Below are 19673 nucleotides of genomic sequence, written 5' to 3' on the forward strand. Positions count from 1 at the left end.
ATCGATAGACTATCGAGCCAATTTGTTAAGCGCAAGTTATAAATTTTCTTCTGCAAATGACGCTAAGCGACTACGTACAACACCATTGAGGTTTATAGTTGCGCTGCCTTCAAAGTTTTTAAAGCGCTCTACTATGTACGTTAAGCCCGATGTTACTGGTGTTAAATAGTTACTATCTATTTGCGCCAAGTTACCCGTACAAATTAATTTAGTACCTTCGCCGCAGCGAGTAATAATCGTTTTAAGTTGAGATGCCGTTAAATTTTGGCTCTCATCTAAAATTACTACTGCATTTTGAATACTACGTCCGCGCATAAAGTTAACCGACTTAAACTGTACATTCGCTTTTTCCATTATGTAGTTTCGGCTCGATATTGGGTTTTCGTCGCCTTTATGCAGTACTTCTAATGTATCGGTAATGGCAGCAAGCCATGGCGCCATTTTTTCCTCTTCAGTGCCTGGTAAAAACCCAATAGACTCTGCTATTTCTGGCGTATTACGGGTAACTATTACTTTATCGTAAATACCTTTTTCGATGACCATTTCAAGGGCGCTTGCAAGTGCTAACAAGGTTTTACCACACCCTGCTGGTCCTGTTAAAATAACAAGCTCTATACTTGTATCCAGCAGCGCATCAAGCGCCATTCCCTGATAAATATTTTTTGGCTTAACGCCCCATGCTTGTTGATGCATTAAACGCTCAACACCAATATCTTTTAGCGTTATGTGCCCGTCATCGTACGATTTAACACGCGCCGCAAACTGATCCCCTCCATCAAGTAAATATTCATTACAAAATACATCAGGTATTAAGTTTTTAGGCACATGATGAAACGTATCACGTCCGTGTTGCTGCGTATTACATTCCCCAACATGATCCCAAAAATCACCTTCAATTTTTTTATAACCACTAGTGAGTAAGCTGATATCGTCAATAAGTTGGTCGGTACGGTAATCCTCAACATATTTAAGCCCTGCACCTTTGGCTTTTAAGCGCATGTTTATGTCTTTTGTTACTAATATAACTTTTGAATCATTGTGCTGCTTTTGTAAATACACGGCGCAATTAATAATACGATGGTCGTTTTCGTTACCCGGCAAACCAGAAATGGAGTCGGCAAATAAATGGTCGTTTACAATAATGAGGGTACCTGCAGAGCTCGCTTTTGCCTTTTTGTTACTCGGCAGCGCCACGCCTTGTAGCATTTGCTCGGGCGTTGCATTTTTAAGTACTTCATCTAATCCACGAATGGCGACCCGCGCGTCACGACTTACATCATGTTTTCTGTCTTTTATGTGGTCGAGCTCTTCAAGCACCGTCATCGGAATTACAACGTCATGTTCTTGAAAAGACAAATAAGCGAGGGGTTCGTGAAGTAGTACGTTGGTATCTAGCACATACATTTTACTTTCAAGGTTCGAAGCTTTTTCCATAGCACTTTCCTTACGTTTTATGATTTTTATGCTATACCAAAATAACTAAGTAAAACGGGCAAAACTTAAACCTGCAATACTTAATTGCCAAGGCATAATGTAAGTTTAGTCTATTTGTCATAAAAGTCCGTTTTATTACAAACTGTAATTAGTTTTTATTTACTTAAAAAAGAGCCACATATAAGTTGTTTTAATAGTAATAATTAACACTTACAAAATTAATTAAAAGTCAGCCAAATAGCGCCTTGCAGTGGTGTTATGTAACAGGTAACATAGCCGCCTTTTTCTTCATAGACGAGACATACATGAATTTTTCCTTAGGTCAGCGTTGGATCAGTGATACAGAGTCAGATTTAGGATTAGGCACCGTTGTTGCCATTGAAGGCCGTCAGGTCAGCATATTATTTCCTGCCAGTGGTGAGAGCCGCGTTTATTCTTCGGCAGAAGCCCCTGTTACCCGTGTGGCATTTAATCCTGGCGATGTGATCAAAAGCGTTGAAGAATGGGAATTAGAAGTAGAGTCTATTGAAGTACAAGGCGAGTTACTGTGTTATCACGGCATCCGTGTTGATAACGGCGAAACTGCCAAGCTTAAAGAAACCTTTTTAGATCATTTTATTAAGTTCAACAAACCACAAGATCGTTTATTTGCAGGCCAAGTCGATCGTTTTGATCGCTATACACTTCGCTACCAAACGTGGTTACATAAATTTGAACGTGAGCAATCGCCTATTAAAGGCTTAATTGGTCAGCGTGCTAACCTTATTCCGCACCAGCTTTATATTGCCCAAGAAGTGGGTAAACGTTTTGCACCTCGCGTACTTTTATCAGATGAAGTAGGCCTTGGTAAAACAATTGAAGCAGGCATGATTTTACACCAACAAATTATTAGTGGTCGAGCGAGTCGTGTACTCATTGTTGTGCCAGAAAACTTACAACACCAATGGTTAGTAGAAATGCTACGCCGCTTTAATCTACACTTTTCTATTTTTGATGAAGAACGCTGCGACGAAGCGTTTGCAGATTCTCCAAACGTGTTTGATACAGAGCAGCTGGTACTTACAAGCCTTGAGTTTTTAACCAAGAAAAAACGCTGGTTTGAACAAGCAACACTTGCTGATTGGGATTTACTAGTAATCGATGAAGCCCATCATTTAAGTATAAATAATGGCAAGCCAAGCTCAGAGTATCAACGTATGGCAGAGCTTAGCCAAGATATTCCGGGTCTTATTTTACTTACCGCAACGCCTGATCAACTTGGTCATAGCAGTCACTTTGCACGTTTGCAGTTACTCGATCCAGACCGCTTTTACGACTACGACGTGTTTAAAGAAGAAGAAGCAAATTATAAAGACGTAGCCGAAGCTGCAAATCAATTACTGCAAGAGCAAGGGCTAGACGATACAGCCAAAGCCACGCTAATTGAGCTATTAAAAGAAACCGATATTACTGATATTCTTAAAAAAGCACAGCAAGGTGATTTACCAGCACGTAAAGAAATACTTAACATGCTGCTCGATCGCCACGGCACAGGTCGTATATTATTCAGAAATAGCCGCAGCGGCATTGATGGTTACCCAAGTCGTAAATTACACGCCTACCCAATGGCACTGCCAAAACAATATAAAACCGCTATGTCGGTACTAGGCAACATGGGTGGCATTCAAAATGCTGAACTAAGCGCACATCGTGCACTTTTCCCTGAAAAAATATTTCAAGAGTTTGAAGGTGAAAGCGCAAGCTGGGGTTTATTTGACCCACGTGTAGATTGGTTAATCGAAACACTTAAAACGCTTAAGCGCGAAAAAGTACTACTTATATGTGCTAAAGCTGAAACAGCTATCAGCCTTGAGCAAATACTACGTGAACGCGAAGCAATTAAAGCATCGGTATTCCACGAAGGCATGTCTATTATTGAGCGTGACCGCGCTGCTGCATTTTTTGCAGACGAGTACGATAATGCACAAATATTACTGTGTTCAGAAATTGGCTCAGAAGGTCGTAATTTCCAGTTCTCACATCACTTAGTGTTGTTTGATTTACCTCTAAACCCAGACTTACTAGAGCAGCGTATTGGTCGATTAGACCGTATAGGTCAAACGCAAGATGTGAACATTCACGTACCATATTTTGAAAACACAGCTCAAGAAGTATTGCTACGTTGGTACAACGAAGGTCTAGATGCATTCGAATCTACCTCGTCAACAGGCCAAATGCTTTATAAAGAGTTCCGTGATGATCTACTTGAATATATTGCTGCGCATAACTGCGATGAAGATGAACTCGATCCATTACTTGAGCAAGTAGCACAGCAAAATGCAGTACTGCGTAAAAAAATGGAAAGCGGACGCGATCGTTTACTTGAGCTACATTCATCGGGTCAAGGTGCTGCCGACTCGCTTGTAGCTGATATTGAAAAACTCGATAATCAGTTTGAACTACCAAGTTACATGATCAACGTGTTCGACACATTTGGCGTAAGCCAAGAAGATAAAGGCGAAAATACCATTATCTTAAAGCCAACTGAGCATATGTTAAACCCATCATTTCCATCGCTTAAAGAAGACGGTATGACCGTTACCTTTGATCGCGATACGGCACTTTCGCAAGAAGACGTGCACTTTGTTAGTTGGGATCACCCAATGGTGCAAGGCACCATGGATATGATTTGTGACGACGACTTTGGTAGCGCATCGGTTGCATTGCTTAAAAACAAAAAGTTACCGCCTGGTACCTTTTTTGTTGAGCTTATTTTTGTTGCAGAAGCAATGGCACCAAAAGTATTACAGGTTGGTCGCTTTTTACCACCTACACCAATTCGTATATTGCTTGATAAAGCAGGTAATAACTTGGGTGAGAATGTGGCTTTTGAAGGCTTTAACCAGCAGTTATCTTCAGTGGGTCGTCAAACAGCAAGTAAGCTTGCGGGTGCATTGCAAAGTGCCGTTCACCCTATGATTTCTACCGCTAAAGATATGGCACAAGAAAAGCTTGAAGTTATTCGTGCAGCGTCGCTTGTTAAAATGCAAACGTCACTAAGTGAAGAGCAAGAGCGACTTGTTGCCCTTAAGCAAATTAACCCGAATATTCGCCAAGAAGAAATAACGTTTTACGATAAGCAACGTAGCGACCTAACTACGTATATTGAAAAAACGCAGTTACAACTTGATGCAATTCGCTTAATTGTGGTTTCGCACTAGGGATTTCGACTTTTAGCCGTTAGCCTTTTGAGCTGACTCCAGAGTAAATATGGGGTCAGCTATTAAAAGCTTAATTAACTAAATAGCTGTATCTTTTAAAACTTCATTTTAAAAACCACGTGTTCTTATTTAGATCTGAGTCAGTCCCCCTCTTTAGCTTTATACTTAGCACTTTGTTGTACTGTTGATTTTTCCTACCAACATAGCCGCACCTAAAAAATAAAGCCGCGATCAATACACCTATTTTATAAGATAACTGGCCTGTTTATTTTCACTTGCATAAAGTTGTTTTTTTGTTAACCTACCCGCCTTCCATTTTAGTCTTCTTGAGGTGTTTATGGCGTTTTTATCTCGTTCGATATTGGCGTTGTCCATAGCGTTCTCAAGCTGCAGTGTCTTTGCTCAAGCCCAATGCGATGTTGAATTACGTCATGGTTTAATTATTACTGACGACACTATTCGCATATTAGATAAAGGCCAAACTCGCGTACAAATTAATAATGATAACCAACTGTTTATTCGTGGTTATTGGGTTGACTTAAGCGATGACGAAAGCAAAGTACTCGAACAATTTAGTAATGGTATTCGCCACACAGTCCCCGAACTAGTTAACCTTGCTACAGATGGTGTTAACTTAGGTTTAAGCGCTATTGAGCATGTGGTTGAAGGTATGTCAGATAAAGAACCTGAAGTACTAAAAACACAACTAAAGTATGTAGAGCGCGCGCTAATGGATAAGTTTAAGCGCGGTGATGACTTCTTTTTTATAGCCCCTCAATCACTTTCGCAAATAGATGATTTTTTTACTAAAGAGATCAGCCAGCAAATTCACTCTGCCGTGCATGGATCGTTAGGTGCTATTTTAGTATCACTTGGAGATGCGTTTAAATCGCGTGAAGGTAATATAGAAGATCGTATTAACGATATGGGGCAACGTATGGATATTATCTCAAGAGAAATTGATAAGTCGCTACAAAAAAAGGCGCATCAATTAGAGCTTAAAGCTTCTGAATATTGCGAATGTTTAAATGCACTCGATGTAACCGAATCTCGCTTACAAGCAATAGTCCCTGGTATGGCCGATTACGATTTAGTGCAAATAAAGTCTTAGAGTACTCATCCACTTTTAAAATAAAATAACCCCGAGTATAAATATACTCGGGGTTTTTCTTTATAACTCACTAATATTAAAAGCTAAGCGCTTCTATTTTTTTATTCTAAATTGGTGAGCCCGGTGGGATTGGCAGCACTTTAAAGTTGTTTGGCCATTGCCCTTTAATTAAAAACTGATTTACTTGCTCAGCTAAATATTGCTTAAACGCACTCTCGCCAGTACTTGTATTGCTAAGCATTGAGTTTTGATTAAAGTCTTCACTCAACTTAACTAAGTAGTAACGTAGCTGCGCTTGCACTTCAGGGCTTGTGCTATCGCTTGCGACTAAATCAGCAAACGTTTTTGCAGTTAAAAATTGCACGCGCTGAGTTATTTTACCTGTCATTGTATTAGGCGACGACACGTTAAACACTTGGCTATATAACGCTTCGAGTAGTTCATCTAAGCTATAAAAGTCGTTACTGCGTGCTTGCTGCTGCGCTAGGCGGTTTAAACGCTGTGCATTTAATAAAAGCGACAAGCTGTGCTGCACTGCAACTTCTGGTAATGCCATTGCATCGAGCGTTAACCCTGTGCGCCCAACTATGCTCTCGCGCGATTTAGACTCGCCATACGCTTTTGGCGGAATTAGCGATAATACTGACTCCGGCAATAATAAGTTACTTGGCTTAAGCGTTGCAAAAATAGCGTTTACTGCTTCTTGCTGTGTTTTTTTATTAACGACTTGTGCGCCTTTTACGGGTGAGCCGTCGCGTGTTTCGTATTCGTAATCAACACCGGCTATAAGCTTAACTGCAGCCTCAACCTGAAAACGGTGAAACAGATAAAGCGGAACTAGTTTTTCCTCTAATTGAGATAATGCATCGCCCGTTTTAATATTATTAATACCAAACTGCGAAAGTGCTTTTTTACGTACGTCGAGTACGCGTAAAAGCTCCTTAGAAGGATTAGTGCCGTTATCCCATAAATGAGCTGTTGGATGCGCGCCACCTTTAGCACGAGCGTCACTGTCAGATATAAACTCAAGACCTTTGGCTTTGTTCTCTTTTAAAATAGCAGTAAGTTCTGCGCTTTCATCTTGGTTAGTAAAATCGCTATAACCATATTTAATTACTTGGGTATCCCACACGCCCATACCTGTTGCATAGCCGCGTGTTACATCAAGCTTACCTTGTTCATTAAAACTAAGTAGCGGGTGTGGGTAGTCCATTACTGAGGCTCTATCCCCTACCGATGCCGCAAAGTTATGAGAAATACCTAACGTGTGGCCAATTTCATGTGCACTTAATTGGCGAATACGATCAAGCGCCATAGCTTGCAAGTTTTTAGCAACTTCATTGCCTTTTAAATAAGGTGCAGCAAGTGCTTCGGCAATTAATATATCTTGGCGAACACGCAATGAGCCAAGTGTTACATGCCCCTTAAGTATTTCACCCGTGCGTGGGTCAATTACCGAGCTACCGTATGACCAACCACGCGTTGCACGGTGTACCCATTGAATTACGTTGTAACGAATATCCATCGGGTCGGCGCTACTTGGCAGTACTTTTACTATAAATGCGTTTTTATATCCTGCAGCAGTAAATGCGTCGTTCCACCATTTTCCACCTTCAAGTAAAGCACTTTTAACAGGCTCTGGAACGCCAGGATCAAGGTAATAAACAATTGGTTTAACAGGTTCGCTAATAGGTAAGCTTGAATCTTTTTTAGTTAAACGGTGGCGCGGTATATAACGCACATACATAGACTCGCCAAGTTTGGCTGCGTAGTCTTTATGCTCAATACTCCAAAAGCCAGATTGCGGATTAAACTTGCGCGGCGTGTAGTTATCATCTGGTAATTGAATAAGTGAATGATGCATATGAACAGTAAGCGCATAAGGGTCGGCACTTACTTGGCGAACAAATTCACCTGGTTTTGTGCCTTTAAATGTAAGTACAGCTTCAAGCTCGGTGTTTTTTACAAATGCTTTTGAGCGATTCATATAAACGGCGCTACGTGACTCATCAAGGCTAAAGTTACCTTGCTTACGCGCCGCAAGCGTTCGGCTTACGCCGTGTACATCACTTAATAAATAAGGTGTGTAATCAATAAGTGCTGTGGCTTTATTTTCTGCGACCACTTTAAAACCAGCAAGTATACTTGATGCAAACGCCTCTTTAATACTTTGCTGTTCGGCCTTGTTACTTGTGTTGGCACGATAGTAAGTATTTACAGCCCGCAGCATTACTTTGTCGCCAAAACGCTCAAACTGCACAAGGTGAGTATTACCAAGCTGACCTCTATCAAGGCCTATGTCGTTAGAGCCAATACCGTAAGGCAAGCTTTGCTGCAGTAAAAATTGTTGTTCAAACTTATCAACTTTTAAATATACTTTTCCGTTTTGGGTATCGTAAAAAAACGAATAATAGCCCGGGAAATGATTCATTTGCGTAGTAAATTCATCAATTGACTTAATTGCTGCGTGCGCTTGGGTTATGATAGAGCACAGCACAGTAAAGAATATGTAACTTAGTAGTGGTATTTTTTTCATAATCTTATCTTTGTTATTTGTGTTTTAAGTACGATTAGGTGGCCCATTATAGGGTGCTATTTAAACAATACAGTTATTTAAGACGAATTTCAGCGCTCTAAGCTAATCTCTCTCACATTATGATTGGTTTTAACACGTTATCAGGAAAATAGAATGCGTAGACTCCCTCCAGTATTACTTGAAGATGGTTGTTCAAGAGAACTTTTATCATTAATTCGAACAATTTTAGCGGCATGTAAAGAAATTTCGTTTCGCGTTGGTCAAGGCGCGCTTTCTGGCGTATTGGGCTCAACCCTTGATGAAAACATTCAAGGCGAAACTCAAAAAAAGCTCGATGTATTATCTAATCAGCTGTTAAAAGATATTTTACTGGAATCAGGCACGGTTAAAGCAATCGCGTCTGAAGAAGAAGACTACACAGTAGCTGGTAACCCAGATGCTAAATTTATAGTGGCATTTGACCCACTTGATGGCTCGTCAAATACCGATATTAACTCGCTTGTCGGTACTATATTTTCTATTATGGAAGCGCCTGAAGGCTCTGATGCCGCTGACGAAAGCATTTTTATGCAGCCAGGTCATAAGCAAGTTGCAGCAGGTTACGTACTTTACGGCCCGTCAACAATGCTTGCGCTGACTACAGGTAAAGGCACGCGCATGTTTACCCTTGATAAAACACAAGGCAGCTTTTTACTTACACAAGATTTTGCAAGTATTCCTGCTGATACAAACGAATTTGCCATTAATACGTCTAACCAACGCCATTGGCAACCAGCGATGCAAAACTACATTGATGATTTGCTAGCAGGCGATACTGGCCCTCGCGCTAAAAACTTTAACATGCGCTGGATTGCAGCAATGGTGGGCGATGTGCATCGCGTACTTAGCCGTGGTGGTTTATTTACTTACCCTACCGATACAAAAGATCCTAAAAAGCCAAATAAATTACGCTTACTTTACGAAGCAAACCCAATGGCTATGCTAGTAGAACAAGCAGGCGGTATCGCTTCAACCGGTACCGAGCGTATTATGGATATTCAGCCTGATGCAATCCACCAGCGCGTAGCCGTTATTTTAGGTTCTAAAAACGAAGTAGAAACGTGCTTGGGATATCATAAATAATCGCTTAAAACGATTGTCCTTAATTGTAAAAAAACCGCATTTAAATTAAATGCGGTTTTTTTGTAAGTGAGGTTTTATACCTCGCTTTTTAAACAAATCAAATTTTTACTAACGCAACTATTTGAGCAAGCTTTTGATGATTAAGCTCTCCCATTTGCTCACTATTACTGAGCGCATAAATAACACCTTCGTACTCAGTGCAATCAATATCGCCTCGCGATTCAATTACGTTTGCCCAAAGTTCTAAATCATCTAAGTCTATTTCACTACTCAAACATCGCTTTAGCACATCAACTAAAACCTCGGTTGAGAGAGTATAATGAGCTTTATTGCTATCAGCAGGGCTTGAAACGATAACCGATATAGCTTCATCTCTTTGTTCACCAAACGTAATAAATTCAGCTAATGCTTTTTGTGTATTCATAATATTTGTTATTCTTGGCTCACTGTTACTAAAAAGAATTATAATGACTCAACTTAACTGCACTCAATGCCACAGTACTCTAATGTGTAATGTAGACGATATATCAGCGTGTTGGTGCAATGAGCTGCCAGCTATTTTACCGCTTGATAGTGCCGCAACAAGTTGTTTATGCCGCAAGTGCACACTTAATAAAATAAATACTTTTTTAGAGGGTGTTTATACACAACCTATTAAAATCCAAATAGACTTTGCAAAACAATTTAGAGGTAACGACAATTTAATTGAAGAGCTCGACTACACCATGCAAAACGGCTACATGGTATTTAGTAAGTGGTTTTTTTTAAAGCGTGGTTCGTGCTGCAAAAATGGTTGTAAAAATTGCCCTTATGGTTTTAGAAAGTAAAAACTATTTAATACAAATACGAGCAAACATTGGTTTTTACCTTCACTTTCACTTCTCCTTGTGAGTAATATTTTAAATACTGTTATTCACAAAGAGGTTTAGAGGCGCTGCGCTTTTAGAGTAAGCGATTGTGTAAAAATAGTATTCAAATACGAGTAAGCACTGATTTTTATCTTCTCATTTTCTTCACTTCTCCTTGTGAGTAATACTTTAAATGCTGTTATTCACAAAAAGGCTTAAAGGCGCTGCGGCTTTAACGTGAGCAGGCTCTAAACCCACAACACGTCTACTTTTCTCCCGTGGCGATGGGCAATGAATCACTTGCGCCCCACTCACTCCACGAGCCATCGTAAACACTTAAATTTTTATACCCACATTCAGTAGCAAATAACGCTAAAACACACGCCGTAATACCTGAGCCACAGCTAAATTGTAACTGCTGCGCATCACCGACTACGTCATTAAATATCGCTTTAATTTCGGCAAGTGGTTTTGCTTCACCTTCATTGAGTAAATCCATAAAAGGCAACGAGCGACTATTAGGGATATGCCCACTTCGCATGCCTTTTCGGGGTTCACTTTCTTCGCCAGTAAAGCGAGTGCAAGCACGTGCATCTAGCAATACAATGTTAGGCTCATCTACTGCGTCAAGCACTTGCTCGCTATTAATAAAGTAATCAGAATTATAGTTTGCCGTAAAATCACCTTTACCTAACGATTAGCTATAACCCTGCTGTGTGGCGTAACCGCTCTCTAACCACTTTTTAAGGCCACCACTGAGTACTTTAACATTGTGATGCCCCATAGCTTTAAACATCCACCATGCTCTTGCTGCACTAAATAAACCGCCATCTTCGTATACAACTATAAACGACTCGTTATTTACACCTGCATTTTGCATCACGTGGGTAAACTGCTGCTCACTGCATACCGTACTTGGTAAGGGGTTTGATCTATCAGCCAACTCGTTTTTTATGTCAAAACGTTTAGCGTTAGGCAGCACAGCTTGCGGCGAATAAGTACCCAAAACACCAGGGCGCAGCATACCTGCATCAAATATCACTAATGCAGGATTATTAAGTTGCTCGTGCAATTGCTGACAGCTAATTAGGTTTTTCATTAATTATTTAGCACTACATATTTTGTCTAATACGTTTCTTAATTTTGTACTAGATGTATGAGAGGTATAAGAGAAATAACATATTTCAACATTAAACTTTTTAAAGTCAGCTTCTATTTGGTTCCACTTATCGGTGCCCTTCCAATCATCACCCACGAACATTTTATCAAACTTTAAATTGTTCCAGGCTTCTTCTTTGTCATAATTAACCTGGGGAACAACTTCATCAACAAATTTTATTGCTTCAACTATTTCCATACGCTCCTGAAAAGGAATCACTGGCTCTTTATTTTTAGCTGACTTGCTTAACTCATCGGTAGTAATACCCACAATTAAGTAATCACACTCTAATTTGGCTCTTTTCAGAATATTTAAATGACCTATGTGGAATAAGTCAAAAACACCCGTTGTATATCCAATTTTTTTCATTTCTAAAGCCCAATTATAATTTAGAGTTTATAAATCCTTTTAGTAGTTCGATTACATCCAAATACTTTTGTAATAGTTACTTATTTTTTATTAAATATTGAACAATTCTGTTACTTGCTTTACCGTCCATTTTACCCGCTAACTTTTCTGATAAAGACAATCTAATATTAGCTAAGCTTTCTGGTTCAGCCAGTTGTTGTTCAACTAACTTTTTAAGGTTTTTATATTTTTTGGCGTGTATAGCAACATTCGCATACTCACCATAATCTTGATCCATTCGCTTTTTAAAACGATATGAAAATATTCCTTTGTATCCCCACCGCAACTTCAAAAAATCGCACCAAATGACCGGCTTGTTTAACAGAGCAAATTCAAATAAAGCTGATGATGCATCACTAATCAATAAATCTGCTTTATCTAAAAAAGGCACTAACGAATAATCTTCTACTTTTGCTAAATATACATTGGGATACGTTGACCAATGATCTAGCAATTTCACGTGTTTTTTATAACGCTCTTTACTAATAGAAAAGTAATGAGGTTTTATTAAGATGTTGTAATCGCCAAAATGTTCCGGCCAATTTTCAGGAAATAACTCTAAGCTGCTTGGATAAAATGTAGGAGCGTATAAAATAGTTTGTTTTTTATTATCAAAGTTAGTTAATTCTAACGTGCCATCAATTTTTTCTTTATTGAAAATAGGGTCTAATTTGCAAAAGCCTACATCAACAAATTCATCACTTGGATACATTGATTTTAAACGGTTTAGTCTGTACTGTCCTTCAACAAATCTAACCGTCATTGCTTGACTAGACTTAGTATAGTAGCTTGATTTAGGGCCTATTCCGTGTCCAAGCTGAGCGCTTTTAGATACTTTATGTAAGCGGTCTAGGTAACAAAAAGAGTTAGCAAAAAACACCCAATCAGCTTTTTCATTTTCGTAATAAGCAATTGATTGTTCTTGTTCGTTAACCCAGATATGATCTAAGTCATAGTCATCTATAACACGCTGGATTAAATGTTCATGGCTATTTTTATAAAATACAAATTTACCTTTGATGCCATTTTTACATAATTCTTTATAAACAGGGATATACTGAGGAAGATAGTAAAGGCTTTGTGTATCAAAAATTATATTCATATGGGATCACTATTATTTTTTCTTTATATTCTACCTTGAAAGCAGCATAACAAAAACAAAGTGATTACATTTTTATAATTTCACCACGAAGTGGCGCCATTCTAGAAAGAATATCGTTTTGTAAGCTATGGCTAATGTTCTGCTCATTCATTGCATTTATAAGTAAATCAACTACACGGTTAAAGTCTTTCTCTGTAATATGCATACCGGTATGAATTGCCACCATAGAGTCGCCATCGTATGTACATGGGCCTTCTACTAACATACACATATGAGTAATAAACCCTTGGCGAAAGTACGCTATATTACTGTGTTCAAAGTAATGAATAACTTGCTCATCATTACCTATCTGATAAATAAAACTATCGACTATTCGAGCCAAGCCCGCTTTACCATCCAGCTTTTGATAAAGTGATAACTGAGTTGAGCTCGCGCACCCGCAAAGTAATCCTACACAGATTAAAAAAATACCAACGCTTTTCATTACCAATACCCTGTTACCGATAGGTACCAACCTGTTTGATCGTCAGCCCCTGCAATGCTCCCTAAATCAAGGTAAGCAGCCGTTACACTCACATGCTTATTGGGCATCCACGCTACAAATAAGTCTTTCCAATCTTGCTCGCCTAAATTTAGGTTATTTGATTTTTGACGATACTCAACGCCAACGGCAACTTGGCGACTAAAAAATATAGCTGTACTACCTTCAAATAATACTTTGCCGCTACCATTTACTCCGCCGTAACCCAGTAAACCAAGCTGATTAGCCTCGCTGTATCGTGTGGTTACGTTCCAAAACCAGTTATAGCCAGCAATAGCCCCTAAATGTAATTTACTAGCAGCGAGATAGTAGTCAGTGCCGCTGGTATCTTGTGCGCCTACGAGTGTTGCAATGCTGCCATCATCCAGTGATTTATGCTGAATACCTAAGCTAAGTTGTGGCCAATCACTGTAAACAATATCGCCGTATAAACGTATTTTAGCACCTGTAATTGACTGCTCTATTTCAGCATCAAGTGCTGGTACATCAAAGCGCTGTTGGGCATAGCTCAGTTCAACACGATTAAATAAATTAAGCTGTGCACCACATACATCAAGTGTGTAGTCGGTTACATCTGCGCGGCTACAAAAGCCATTTACCGAAAACTCATCATCACTTGCGTATCCAGCAAGCTGTGCCCATGGCACAATCCCGCCGCCACCGCTGCCTTCTATTTGAGAGACTCCCGGCGTAGCTAGCAGTTTTCCATTGCTTGCAACACTCGGTAAAGTAAATATTAATAACAGGCTAGCTAATAAACATTTAATTTTTTTCATAGTATTCCTCTAGCCATTTCTCTAATAGCTCTGCTTTTAGAGGCCTACTTAGGTAATATCCTTGTGCATGGTCGCAATGCATACTTTTAAGTAGATTTAACGAGCCAAGCGTTTCAACCCCCTCAGCTACAACCGAGAAACCTAGCTGGTGCCCCAGCGTAATTGATGATTGCACTATAAATTGATCTTTTTGCGATTCATCAAGTTTTAGGATAAAGCACTTATCTAGCTTAAGCTCATCAATAGGTAACATTTTTAATCGACCAAGTGATGTTTGCCCTACACCATAATCATCTAATGATATTTTAACGCCAATTGCCTTAAGATTTTCGAGCGCTTTAATACCTTTCTCTTCGTTTTCGATCATATCGCGCTCAGTAAGCTCAATAGTGATCAATCTAGGATCTACTTTATACTTTTTAAGTGTGCGTACTAATGCGGAATGAAAACCTGGAAATGCTATATCTTGCGCAGATACATTTATTGCAGCCTGTAAGTTTATATTTTTAGATTGCCAATCAGCGACTTGTGCAATAACCGTATTAACTACCCACGCGGTTAGCTCAACGATAAGCCCCGACTGCTCCGCTAAGTCAATAAATAGCTCGGGATTAACCCAGCTTCCGTCTTTTCGTTGCCAACGAATAAGTGACTCAACTTTATCTATTTTTTGCGTTTTCATGTGTAGTTTAGGCTGATAAGTCATAAATAACTGGCCATCGTCATCACTAATTGCCTGCTTTAATTCATCAAGCATTATTAAGCGTTCTAAATGCGCTTCGTCCTCACCATTTTGATAGTGATGTATGCTTTCTTGATTATTGGCTGCACTTTCTACTGCGATCAGTACACGGCGCATTAAGTCATCACTCGCAATACCTTGCGTAGGATACTGCACAATACCCGCACTGAAGCGTAAATTAATTTTAAGTGTTTGAATTGTATAGCACGCTTGTAATTGTGCCATTAAACCCACAATACCGCTTTTTTGCTCACGTACTGCAGCAGTCGGAAATACCGTTAAAAACTCATCGCCACCAATACGTGCATGAAAGCCCCCTAACTCATCCGAAAACTCACTTATTCTGCAAGCAACCGCCTTTAGGCAGTCATCACCAATGCGCGGACCGAGCTTATCGTTTATATGGCGAAGACCTTTTATGTCTATTGCAACGAGCGTGTACTCGGCTGATAAATCTAACTCATCATCAAGCACCTCAAGCATGGCTGAGCGGTTATAAAAGCCTGTTAGGGAATCGTGCCTGGCTTGAAAGCTAATTTGTTGCTCGCGCTGATTAATATCATTACCCATGCTATCAAACGCTGCGACTAGCGTGTCTATTTCGGTACTTTGCCTTTGGCCTTTAAACTCAAAGGCATAATTACCTTGTGCAAATTGCCTTGCAATTACAGCTAGTTGAGTAAGTGGCGTAGTTAAATTATTTGCAAATATGCTGCTCGTAATAACACCTACAAACATAGTTAAAATAGCTAAAATAATAAGTGTAAATAAGAGCTTATCAAAGTCATTATAGCTTTGTGTTAAATCAGCACTCAGTAAAATAATTATGGGATGGGTCAATAACGATGGTAGGTCTATATCGCGGTTACGATACACCAAGTACTCACCAAAAAAACGCGATGTGGTTACGGTACTAAAATAGCTAACAGGCTCAAATTGTTCAGGGCGATTAGCTAATGAGCTAATAACAATATCGTCAGCACTGCCTATAAAACTTACATCCATGCCTGTTAAGCTTTTTAGTTCATGGGCTACATTGTCATCAATTTTAAAGCCGACTAAACTATAGGCCACTGTACGTGGCGCTTTTACAGGTAATAAAATAATTTGATACAGCTCGTTATTAAGCACCACAAAACTAGACTCTTCTGGCGCACTTAAAAGCTCCTCCATTAGCGGTTTTAAGTCATGTGCAAAAGCATCTTCATTTGTATTAGCTGATATTAATTTACCCGACAAATCAAGTAACAACATTAGCTCAGCATCAATACGCTGGCTATGGTTGAATAGCACACTGCTTATTGTTCCTGCATCTCGCGTAGCTACAGCTTGCTTAAAACCGAAATCTGATGTCAATACTTTAGCGGCTGTTAACAGTAGGCTTTCTTTTGATTTTAAATATTGCTTATAAACATTTTGCGCTACGGTAATGTCTTGATTTACTTTTTCTTCTTGAAACTTACTCGTAGACCACCAAAAACTAAACAAGCTGACCATAGTGGTTAATAACACTAAGCCAACACATAAAATGGTTATGCGATTTCGTAAACTATTAGTCATTACCAGCCTTAAACTTACTACCAAAAGTGTTTCTAGGTGCTGGAGAGGATGTATTTACAGTTATCTGTAACTGTTTTTGAGAATTAATTGTTATCATTTTTTTATTCTCCAATGGCGCTGTTTGCAAAGGGTGCCACACACTCACTTGTGCAGGTAGTGTATTAATAGGCAAACTTACATGGCCTTTTTTATCTGTTTTATATACGGATTCACTACTCGCTACATAAATATAGCCCACCATAGAATCATGAATATTACACCCTAAAACAACAACACCTTGCTGCTCAAACGTAATGGGCTCTTTTGGTTGCCCTGAATATAATCTTAGTTGAAAAGGCTTAGCTTGTGAAAAAGAATATACATGATGGCGAATATTATCGCTGTTAGGAAAGTTAACTTTTTGACCCTGTTGTACAACTAATAATTCGGGTAAAAACTGCTTATGAACTTGATCCATTATAGCAATGGGCAAATTGGATGGTGTGGCTTGTTTGTCAGCAATATTTAGCTCAACCACTGCACCTGATAACTTTTGGCCATGTTGATCTTCTATTACTAAATCAATATTAGCACTTAAAGCAAACTGACTAAAAAACAAACCTATAGCTAAAAAGTAACTGCTTTTTACAAATTTTTGCAATGCCCGTTCAAACATAACAACACCTAAATATTAATGTTAGGTTAAGTTAATTAGAGACGAGCACTAATTGCAAGAATTATAGCCCAGTAACTAAAAATAAAGACTTAGTTACTGGCTTTGTTAGCACTTAAGTGCTGCTATTTAACAATTAATCCGTAATCGTTATCTAAAATAGTAATTACTTCTTGGCGAGGATCTTCAGGGATCACAATATCTTCACCCACAATTTTGCTCGCTATGCCAACATAGGTATTTGACACTTCAAGCATTACTGATTCTGGTAAAATATAATCTTTAGCTAATTGCTCACGCTCACTCATGCGATCTTTATTTAATAATACGTCGCTCTCTGGCACATTATTAATAAGTAATTGGCGAAAGCCTTCTTTAGAATTCTCAACAATTTTGCCGTTTTTGTATGCAGCTTCATCCCAAATACGTGATGAATCTGGCGTGCCTACTTCATCAATATAAATAAGTTGCTGTGCGCCATTTAAATCCTCTACATAACCAAACTCAAATTTTGTATCTACAAAAATCTGGTCAAGCTTAGCAAGCTCATCACTAATTAATTTAAAACCTTCAACTAACAGTTTTTCGTATTTGGTTACGTCATCTGCCGATTTAAAGTTAAATACATCTAAATTATTAGTAATGTTAGCGCGGGTAATATTTACATCATCAACGGCCGGAATATCGGCAACACCTTCAATAATACCTTTTGTTGATGGCGTAATTAAAACGTTATCAAGTTTTTGATTGGCTTTTAAGCCCTCTGGTAAATCAATACCACAAAAATTACGTATGCCTTTGGCGTAATCGCGCCACATGCTACCCGTAATATATTGGCGAGCAATTGCCTCTACTTTTACTGTACTGGCTTTGCGTACAATCCACACATACGGATGCGGAATATCAACAATATGATTACCCGCAAGGCCTGCTTTATCAAATAACTTAAACCAATGGGCTGCCACTGAATTTAACGCTATACCTTTACCTGGTACGCCATTTAAACCATTTTCACCTTGCCAAATGCAATCAAATGCAGAAATTCGGTCTGAAATAACCATAATCGCAAGCTCAGTACCTGTCGGTACTTGGTAGCCTTTGTCTTTAATTAATCGTGCGCTGTCTTCATCAGTTAACCAATAAACCGAACGAACTTTACCGCTGTGTACTTCACCTTTGGTACGAATGGGTAAATCATCGTTTACGTCTAAAACTTTATAGCTAGTCATGCTATCTCCGGGGTTAGGGATGCTCTTTGAGCAAAGTATGGTATGGGGTTATATGGGCTGTATAATAATCTAGCCAACCTCAAAGCTCAATCGGATGCTTAAAACAAATAAAGGCATATATTTATAAGCGAGTCGCAATGGGGTAAACTTAATGTGCCAACCAGCCTGAGGAGATAGCTTGAACTACTTAACTGCCACTAAAAATAAAAAATACTTGATGTATATTTCTCAAAATTATTCATATGCTATTTTGAGGCCTATTCAGGCTGCAATATTAGCTAATGGTGGTGAAGTGCGCTGGTTTTTACAAGGTTTGGCAGTCAATCCTAATTTTTTAAAAAAAGAAGAAAAACGGCTTAATACAATAGAAGATATTCACGAATGGAACCCCGATGCAACGTTTGCACCGGCTAATTTAATACCCACTTTTTTCCCTGGTATCAAAGTAGGTGTGTTTCATGGCTTTGATGCAGGTAAGCTAGATAAAAAAGGGAATAACGATCACCTTAAAGCTAGAGGTTGTTTCGACCTGTATTGTACGCAAGGCCCAAATACAACAATCCCATTTAAAGCCTTACAAAGAAAACTAGGCTATTTCAAGGTAACAGAAACTGGCTGGCCTCCTCTTGACCGATTATTTGATGGCATCACCGAAACGCCTTATACAAATAAATCAGACACCCGACCAACCTTATTAATCTGCTCTACATTTTCAAAGCGACTATCGCTTGCACCAAAGCTATATGAGCAAATAAAACATTTTAGTGAAACCGGGAAATGGCGAATTTTAATGCAATTTCATCCAAAAATGCCAACTGAATTGGTGAGCAAATATAAGGCATTAAGCAATCAAAATTTAACGTTTATTGAGACCGACGACGTAGTCCCTTTATTAAAATCAGCCGATGTTATGTTATGCGATACATCATCAGTACTTTTAATGTTTTTAGTCCAACGAAAACCTGTGGTCACCTTTTGTAATAATGCTCCCGCAGAGCATTTACTTAATGTAACAGATCCTGATAAGGTTGAAGAAGCCTTAGAGCAGGCTTTCACGTACCCTAAAACACTTATGAAAAATATTGAAAACTATTGCCAAGAGCTTCATCCATATACTGATGGGCAGTCGAGTGAACGCGTAGTTGCTGCAACAAATGAGTTTTTATTAAGTGAAGATAAGCTAAAACCTAAGCCATTTAATATTATTAGGCAATTTAAAACGCGCAGAAACCTCAATTATTGGAAATGGTAAA

The 19673-nt window shown here is 39.0% G+C and carries 15 protein-coding genes and 1 pseudogene; 5 read left to right on the forward strand and 11 right to left on the reverse strand.

Annotated elements, in window-relative coordinates:
• Window positions 1–36: 36 nt before the first annotated feature.
• Window positions 37–1434 (reverse strand): PhoH family protein, encoded by a 1398-nt coding sequence (locus tag I6F49_RS00460; protein WP_197177975.1) that lies wholly within the window; start codon window positions 1432–1434, stop codon window positions 37–39.
• 305 nt (window positions 1435–1739) lie between these two features.
• Between I6F49_RS00460 and rapA the strand changes: the two genes are divergently transcribed.
• Together rapA and I6F49_RS00470 are read left to right on the forward strand one after the other, a co-directional pair.
• The gene (gene rapA, locus I6F49_RS00465; protein WP_197177976.1) at window positions 1740–4634 is read left to right on the forward strand and encodes an RNA polymerase-associated protein RapA; all 2895 of its coding nucleotides are present in this window, start codon (window positions 1740–1742) and stop codon (window positions 4632–4634) included.
• A 337-nt stretch (window positions 4635–4971) separates the two neighbouring features.
• Window positions 4972–5745 carry a YggN family protein gene (locus I6F49_RS00470; protein ID WP_166419688.1) on the forward strand — a complete coding sequence of 258 codons (774 nt, stop codon included), beginning with the start codon at window positions 4972–4974 and terminating at the stop codon, window positions 5743–5745.
• Window positions 5746–5851: 106 nt separating this feature from the next.
• Here I6F49_RS00470 and I6F49_RS00475 read toward each other — a convergent pair whose 3' ends face one another.
• On the reverse strand, window positions 5852–8281 hold the full coding sequence (locus tag I6F49_RS00475; RefSeq protein WP_197177977.1) for a zinc-dependent metalloprotease: 2430 nt from the start codon (window positions 8279–8281) through the stop codon (window positions 5852–5854).
• A gap of 153 nt (window positions 8282–8434) precedes the next feature.
• Between I6F49_RS00475 and I6F49_RS00480 the strand changes: the two genes are divergently transcribed.
• Complete coding sequence (locus I6F49_RS00480; protein ID WP_197177978.1) at window positions 8435–9403, forward strand: class 1 fructose-bisphosphatase; 969 nt, start codon at window positions 8435–8437, stop codon at window positions 9401–9403.
• Between the two features lie 97 nt (window positions 9404–9500).
• Here I6F49_RS00480 and I6F49_RS00485 read toward each other — a convergent pair whose 3' ends face one another.
• Window positions 9501–9827 carry a hypothetical protein gene (locus I6F49_RS00485; RefSeq protein ID WP_197177979.1) on the reverse strand — a complete coding sequence of 109 codons (327 nt, stop codon included), beginning with the start codon at window positions 9825–9827 and terminating at the stop codon, window positions 9501–9503.
• A 43-nt stretch (window positions 9828–9870) separates the two neighbouring features.
• Here I6F49_RS00485 and I6F49_RS00490 point away from each other — a divergent pair, with 43 nt between their 5' ends.
• On the forward strand, window positions 9871–10230 hold the full coding sequence (locus I6F49_RS00490; RefSeq protein ID WP_197177980.1) for a DUF5522 domain-containing protein: 360 nt from the start codon (window positions 9871–9873) through the stop codon (window positions 10228–10230).
• A 286-nt stretch (window positions 10231–10516) separates the two neighbouring features.
• Here the strand turns inward: I6F49_RS00490 and I6F49_RS00495 are convergent.
• The 8 genes and pseudogenes from I6F49_RS00495 to I6F49_RS00530 form a co-directional block, all read right to left on the reverse strand.
• A pseudogene (locus I6F49_RS00495) lies at window positions 10517–11350 on the reverse strand (sulfurtransferase).
• Window positions 11351–11353: 3 nt separating this feature from the next.
• Window positions 11354–11779 (reverse strand): adenylyltransferase/cytidyltransferase family protein, encoded by a 426-nt coding sequence (locus I6F49_RS00500; RefSeq protein ID WP_004335499.1) that lies wholly within the window; start codon window positions 11777–11779, stop codon window positions 11354–11356.
• A gap of 76 nt (window positions 11780–11855) precedes the next feature.
• Window positions 11856–12920 carry a CDP-glycerol glycerophosphotransferase family protein gene (locus I6F49_RS00505; protein ID WP_197177981.1) on the reverse strand — a complete coding sequence of 355 codons (1065 nt, stop codon included), beginning with the start codon at window positions 12918–12920 and terminating at the stop codon, window positions 11856–11858.
• 64 nt (window positions 12921–12984) lie between these two features.
• The gene (locus tag I6F49_RS00510; RefSeq protein WP_197177982.1) at window positions 12985–13404 is read right to left on the reverse strand and encodes a group I truncated hemoglobin; all 420 of its coding nucleotides are present in this window, start codon (window positions 13402–13404) and stop codon (window positions 12985–12987) included.
• Window positions 13404–14237, reverse strand: a complete 834-nt coding sequence (locus I6F49_RS00515; protein ID WP_197177983.1) for a DUF3034 family protein — start codon at window positions 14235–14237, stop codon at window positions 13404–13406. The genes I6F49_RS00510 and I6F49_RS00515 overlap by 1 nt, the downstream gene beginning before the upstream one ends.
• Window positions 14224–16539, reverse strand: a complete 2316-nt coding sequence (locus I6F49_RS00520) for a bifunctional diguanylate cyclase/phosphodiesterase (RefSeq protein WP_197177984.1) — start codon at window positions 16537–16539, stop codon at window positions 14224–14226. The genes I6F49_RS00515 and I6F49_RS00520 overlap by 14 nt, the downstream gene beginning before the upstream one ends.
• A complete protein-coding gene (locus tag I6F49_RS00525; protein WP_166419679.1) occupies window positions 16532–17194 on the reverse strand; it encodes a methylamine utilization protein in 663 nt (220 codons plus the stop codon). Before I6F49_RS00525 ends, I6F49_RS00520 begins: the two co-directional genes overlap by 8 nt.
• Window positions 17195–17316: 122 nt before the next feature.
• Window positions 17317–18420, reverse strand: coding sequence for a phosphoribosylaminoimidazolesuccinocarboxamide synthase (locus I6F49_RS00530; protein ID WP_197177985.1), 1104 nt, complete (start codon window positions 18418–18420; stop codon window positions 17317–17319).
• Window positions 18421–18598: 178 nt separating this feature from the next.
• On the opposite strand from I6F49_RS00530, the gene I6F49_RS00535 reads away from it, so the two are divergent.
• Window positions 18599–19672: a CDP-glycerol glycerophosphotransferase family protein gene (locus I6F49_RS00535; protein ID WP_197177986.1), complete on the forward strand. Its 1074-nt coding sequence runs from the start codon at window positions 18599–18601 to the stop codon at window positions 19670–19672.
• The last annotated feature ends 1 nt before the right edge of the window (window position 19673 follow it).

The sequence above is a fragment of the Pseudoalteromonas sp. SWN166 genome (assembly GCF_015864485.1).
Classification (GTDB): Bacteria; Pseudomonadota; Gammaproteobacteria; order Enterobacterales; family Alteromonadaceae; genus Pseudoalteromonas.

Excerpts from the sequence above, each read along its gene's own strand:
- I6F49_RS00460 (WP_197177975.1), bottom strand. The coding sequence starts at position 1,434 with ATGGAAAAAGCTTCGAACCTTGAAAGTAAAATGTATGTGCTAGATACC.
- rapA (WP_197177976.1), top strand. The coding sequence starts at position 1,740 with ATGAATTTTTCCTTAGGTCAGCGTTGGATCAGTGATACAGAGTCAGAT.
- I6F49_RS00470 (WP_166419688.1), top strand. The coding sequence starts at position 4,972 with ATGGCGTTTTTATCTCGTTCGATATTGGCGTTGTCCATAGCGTTCTCA.
- I6F49_RS00475 (WP_197177977.1), bottom strand. The coding sequence starts at position 8,281 with ATGAAAAAAATACCACTACTAAGTTACATATTCTTTACTGTGCTGTGC.
- I6F49_RS00480 (WP_197177978.1), top strand. The coding sequence starts at position 8,435 with ATGCGTAGACTCCCTCCAGTATTACTTGAAGATGGTTGTTCAAGAGAA.
- I6F49_RS00485 (WP_197177979.1), bottom strand. The coding sequence starts at position 9,827 with ATGAATACACAAAAAGCATTAGCTGAATTTATTACGTTTGGTGAACAA.
- I6F49_RS00490 (WP_197177980.1), top strand. The coding sequence starts at position 9,871 with ATGACTCAACTTAACTGCACTCAATGCCACAGTACTCTAATGTGTAAT.
- I6F49_RS00500 (WP_004335499.1), bottom strand. The coding sequence starts at position 11,779 with ATGAAAAAAATTGGATATACAACGGGTGTTTTTGACTTATTCCACATA.
- I6F49_RS00505 (WP_197177981.1), bottom strand. The coding sequence starts at position 12,920 with ATGAATATAATTTTTGATACACAAAGCCTTTACTATCTTCCTCAGTAT.
- I6F49_RS00510 (WP_197177982.1), bottom strand. The coding sequence starts at position 13,404 with ATGAAAAGCGTTGGTATTTTTTTAATCTGTGTAGGATTACTTTGCGGG.
- I6F49_RS00515 (WP_197177983.1), bottom strand. The coding sequence starts at position 14,237 with ATGAAAAAAATTAAATGTTTATTAGCTAGCCTGTTATTAATATTTACT.
- I6F49_RS00520 (WP_197177984.1), bottom strand. The coding sequence starts at position 16,539 with ATGACTAATAGTTTACGAAATCGCATAACCATTTTATGTGTTGGCTTA.
- I6F49_RS00525 (WP_166419679.1), bottom strand. The coding sequence starts at position 17,194 with ATGTTTGAACGGGCATTGCAAAAATTTGTAAAAAGCAGTTACTTTTTA.
- I6F49_RS00530 (WP_197177985.1), bottom strand. The coding sequence starts at position 18,420 with ATGACTAGCTATAAAGTTTTAGACGTAAACGATGATTTACCCATTCGT.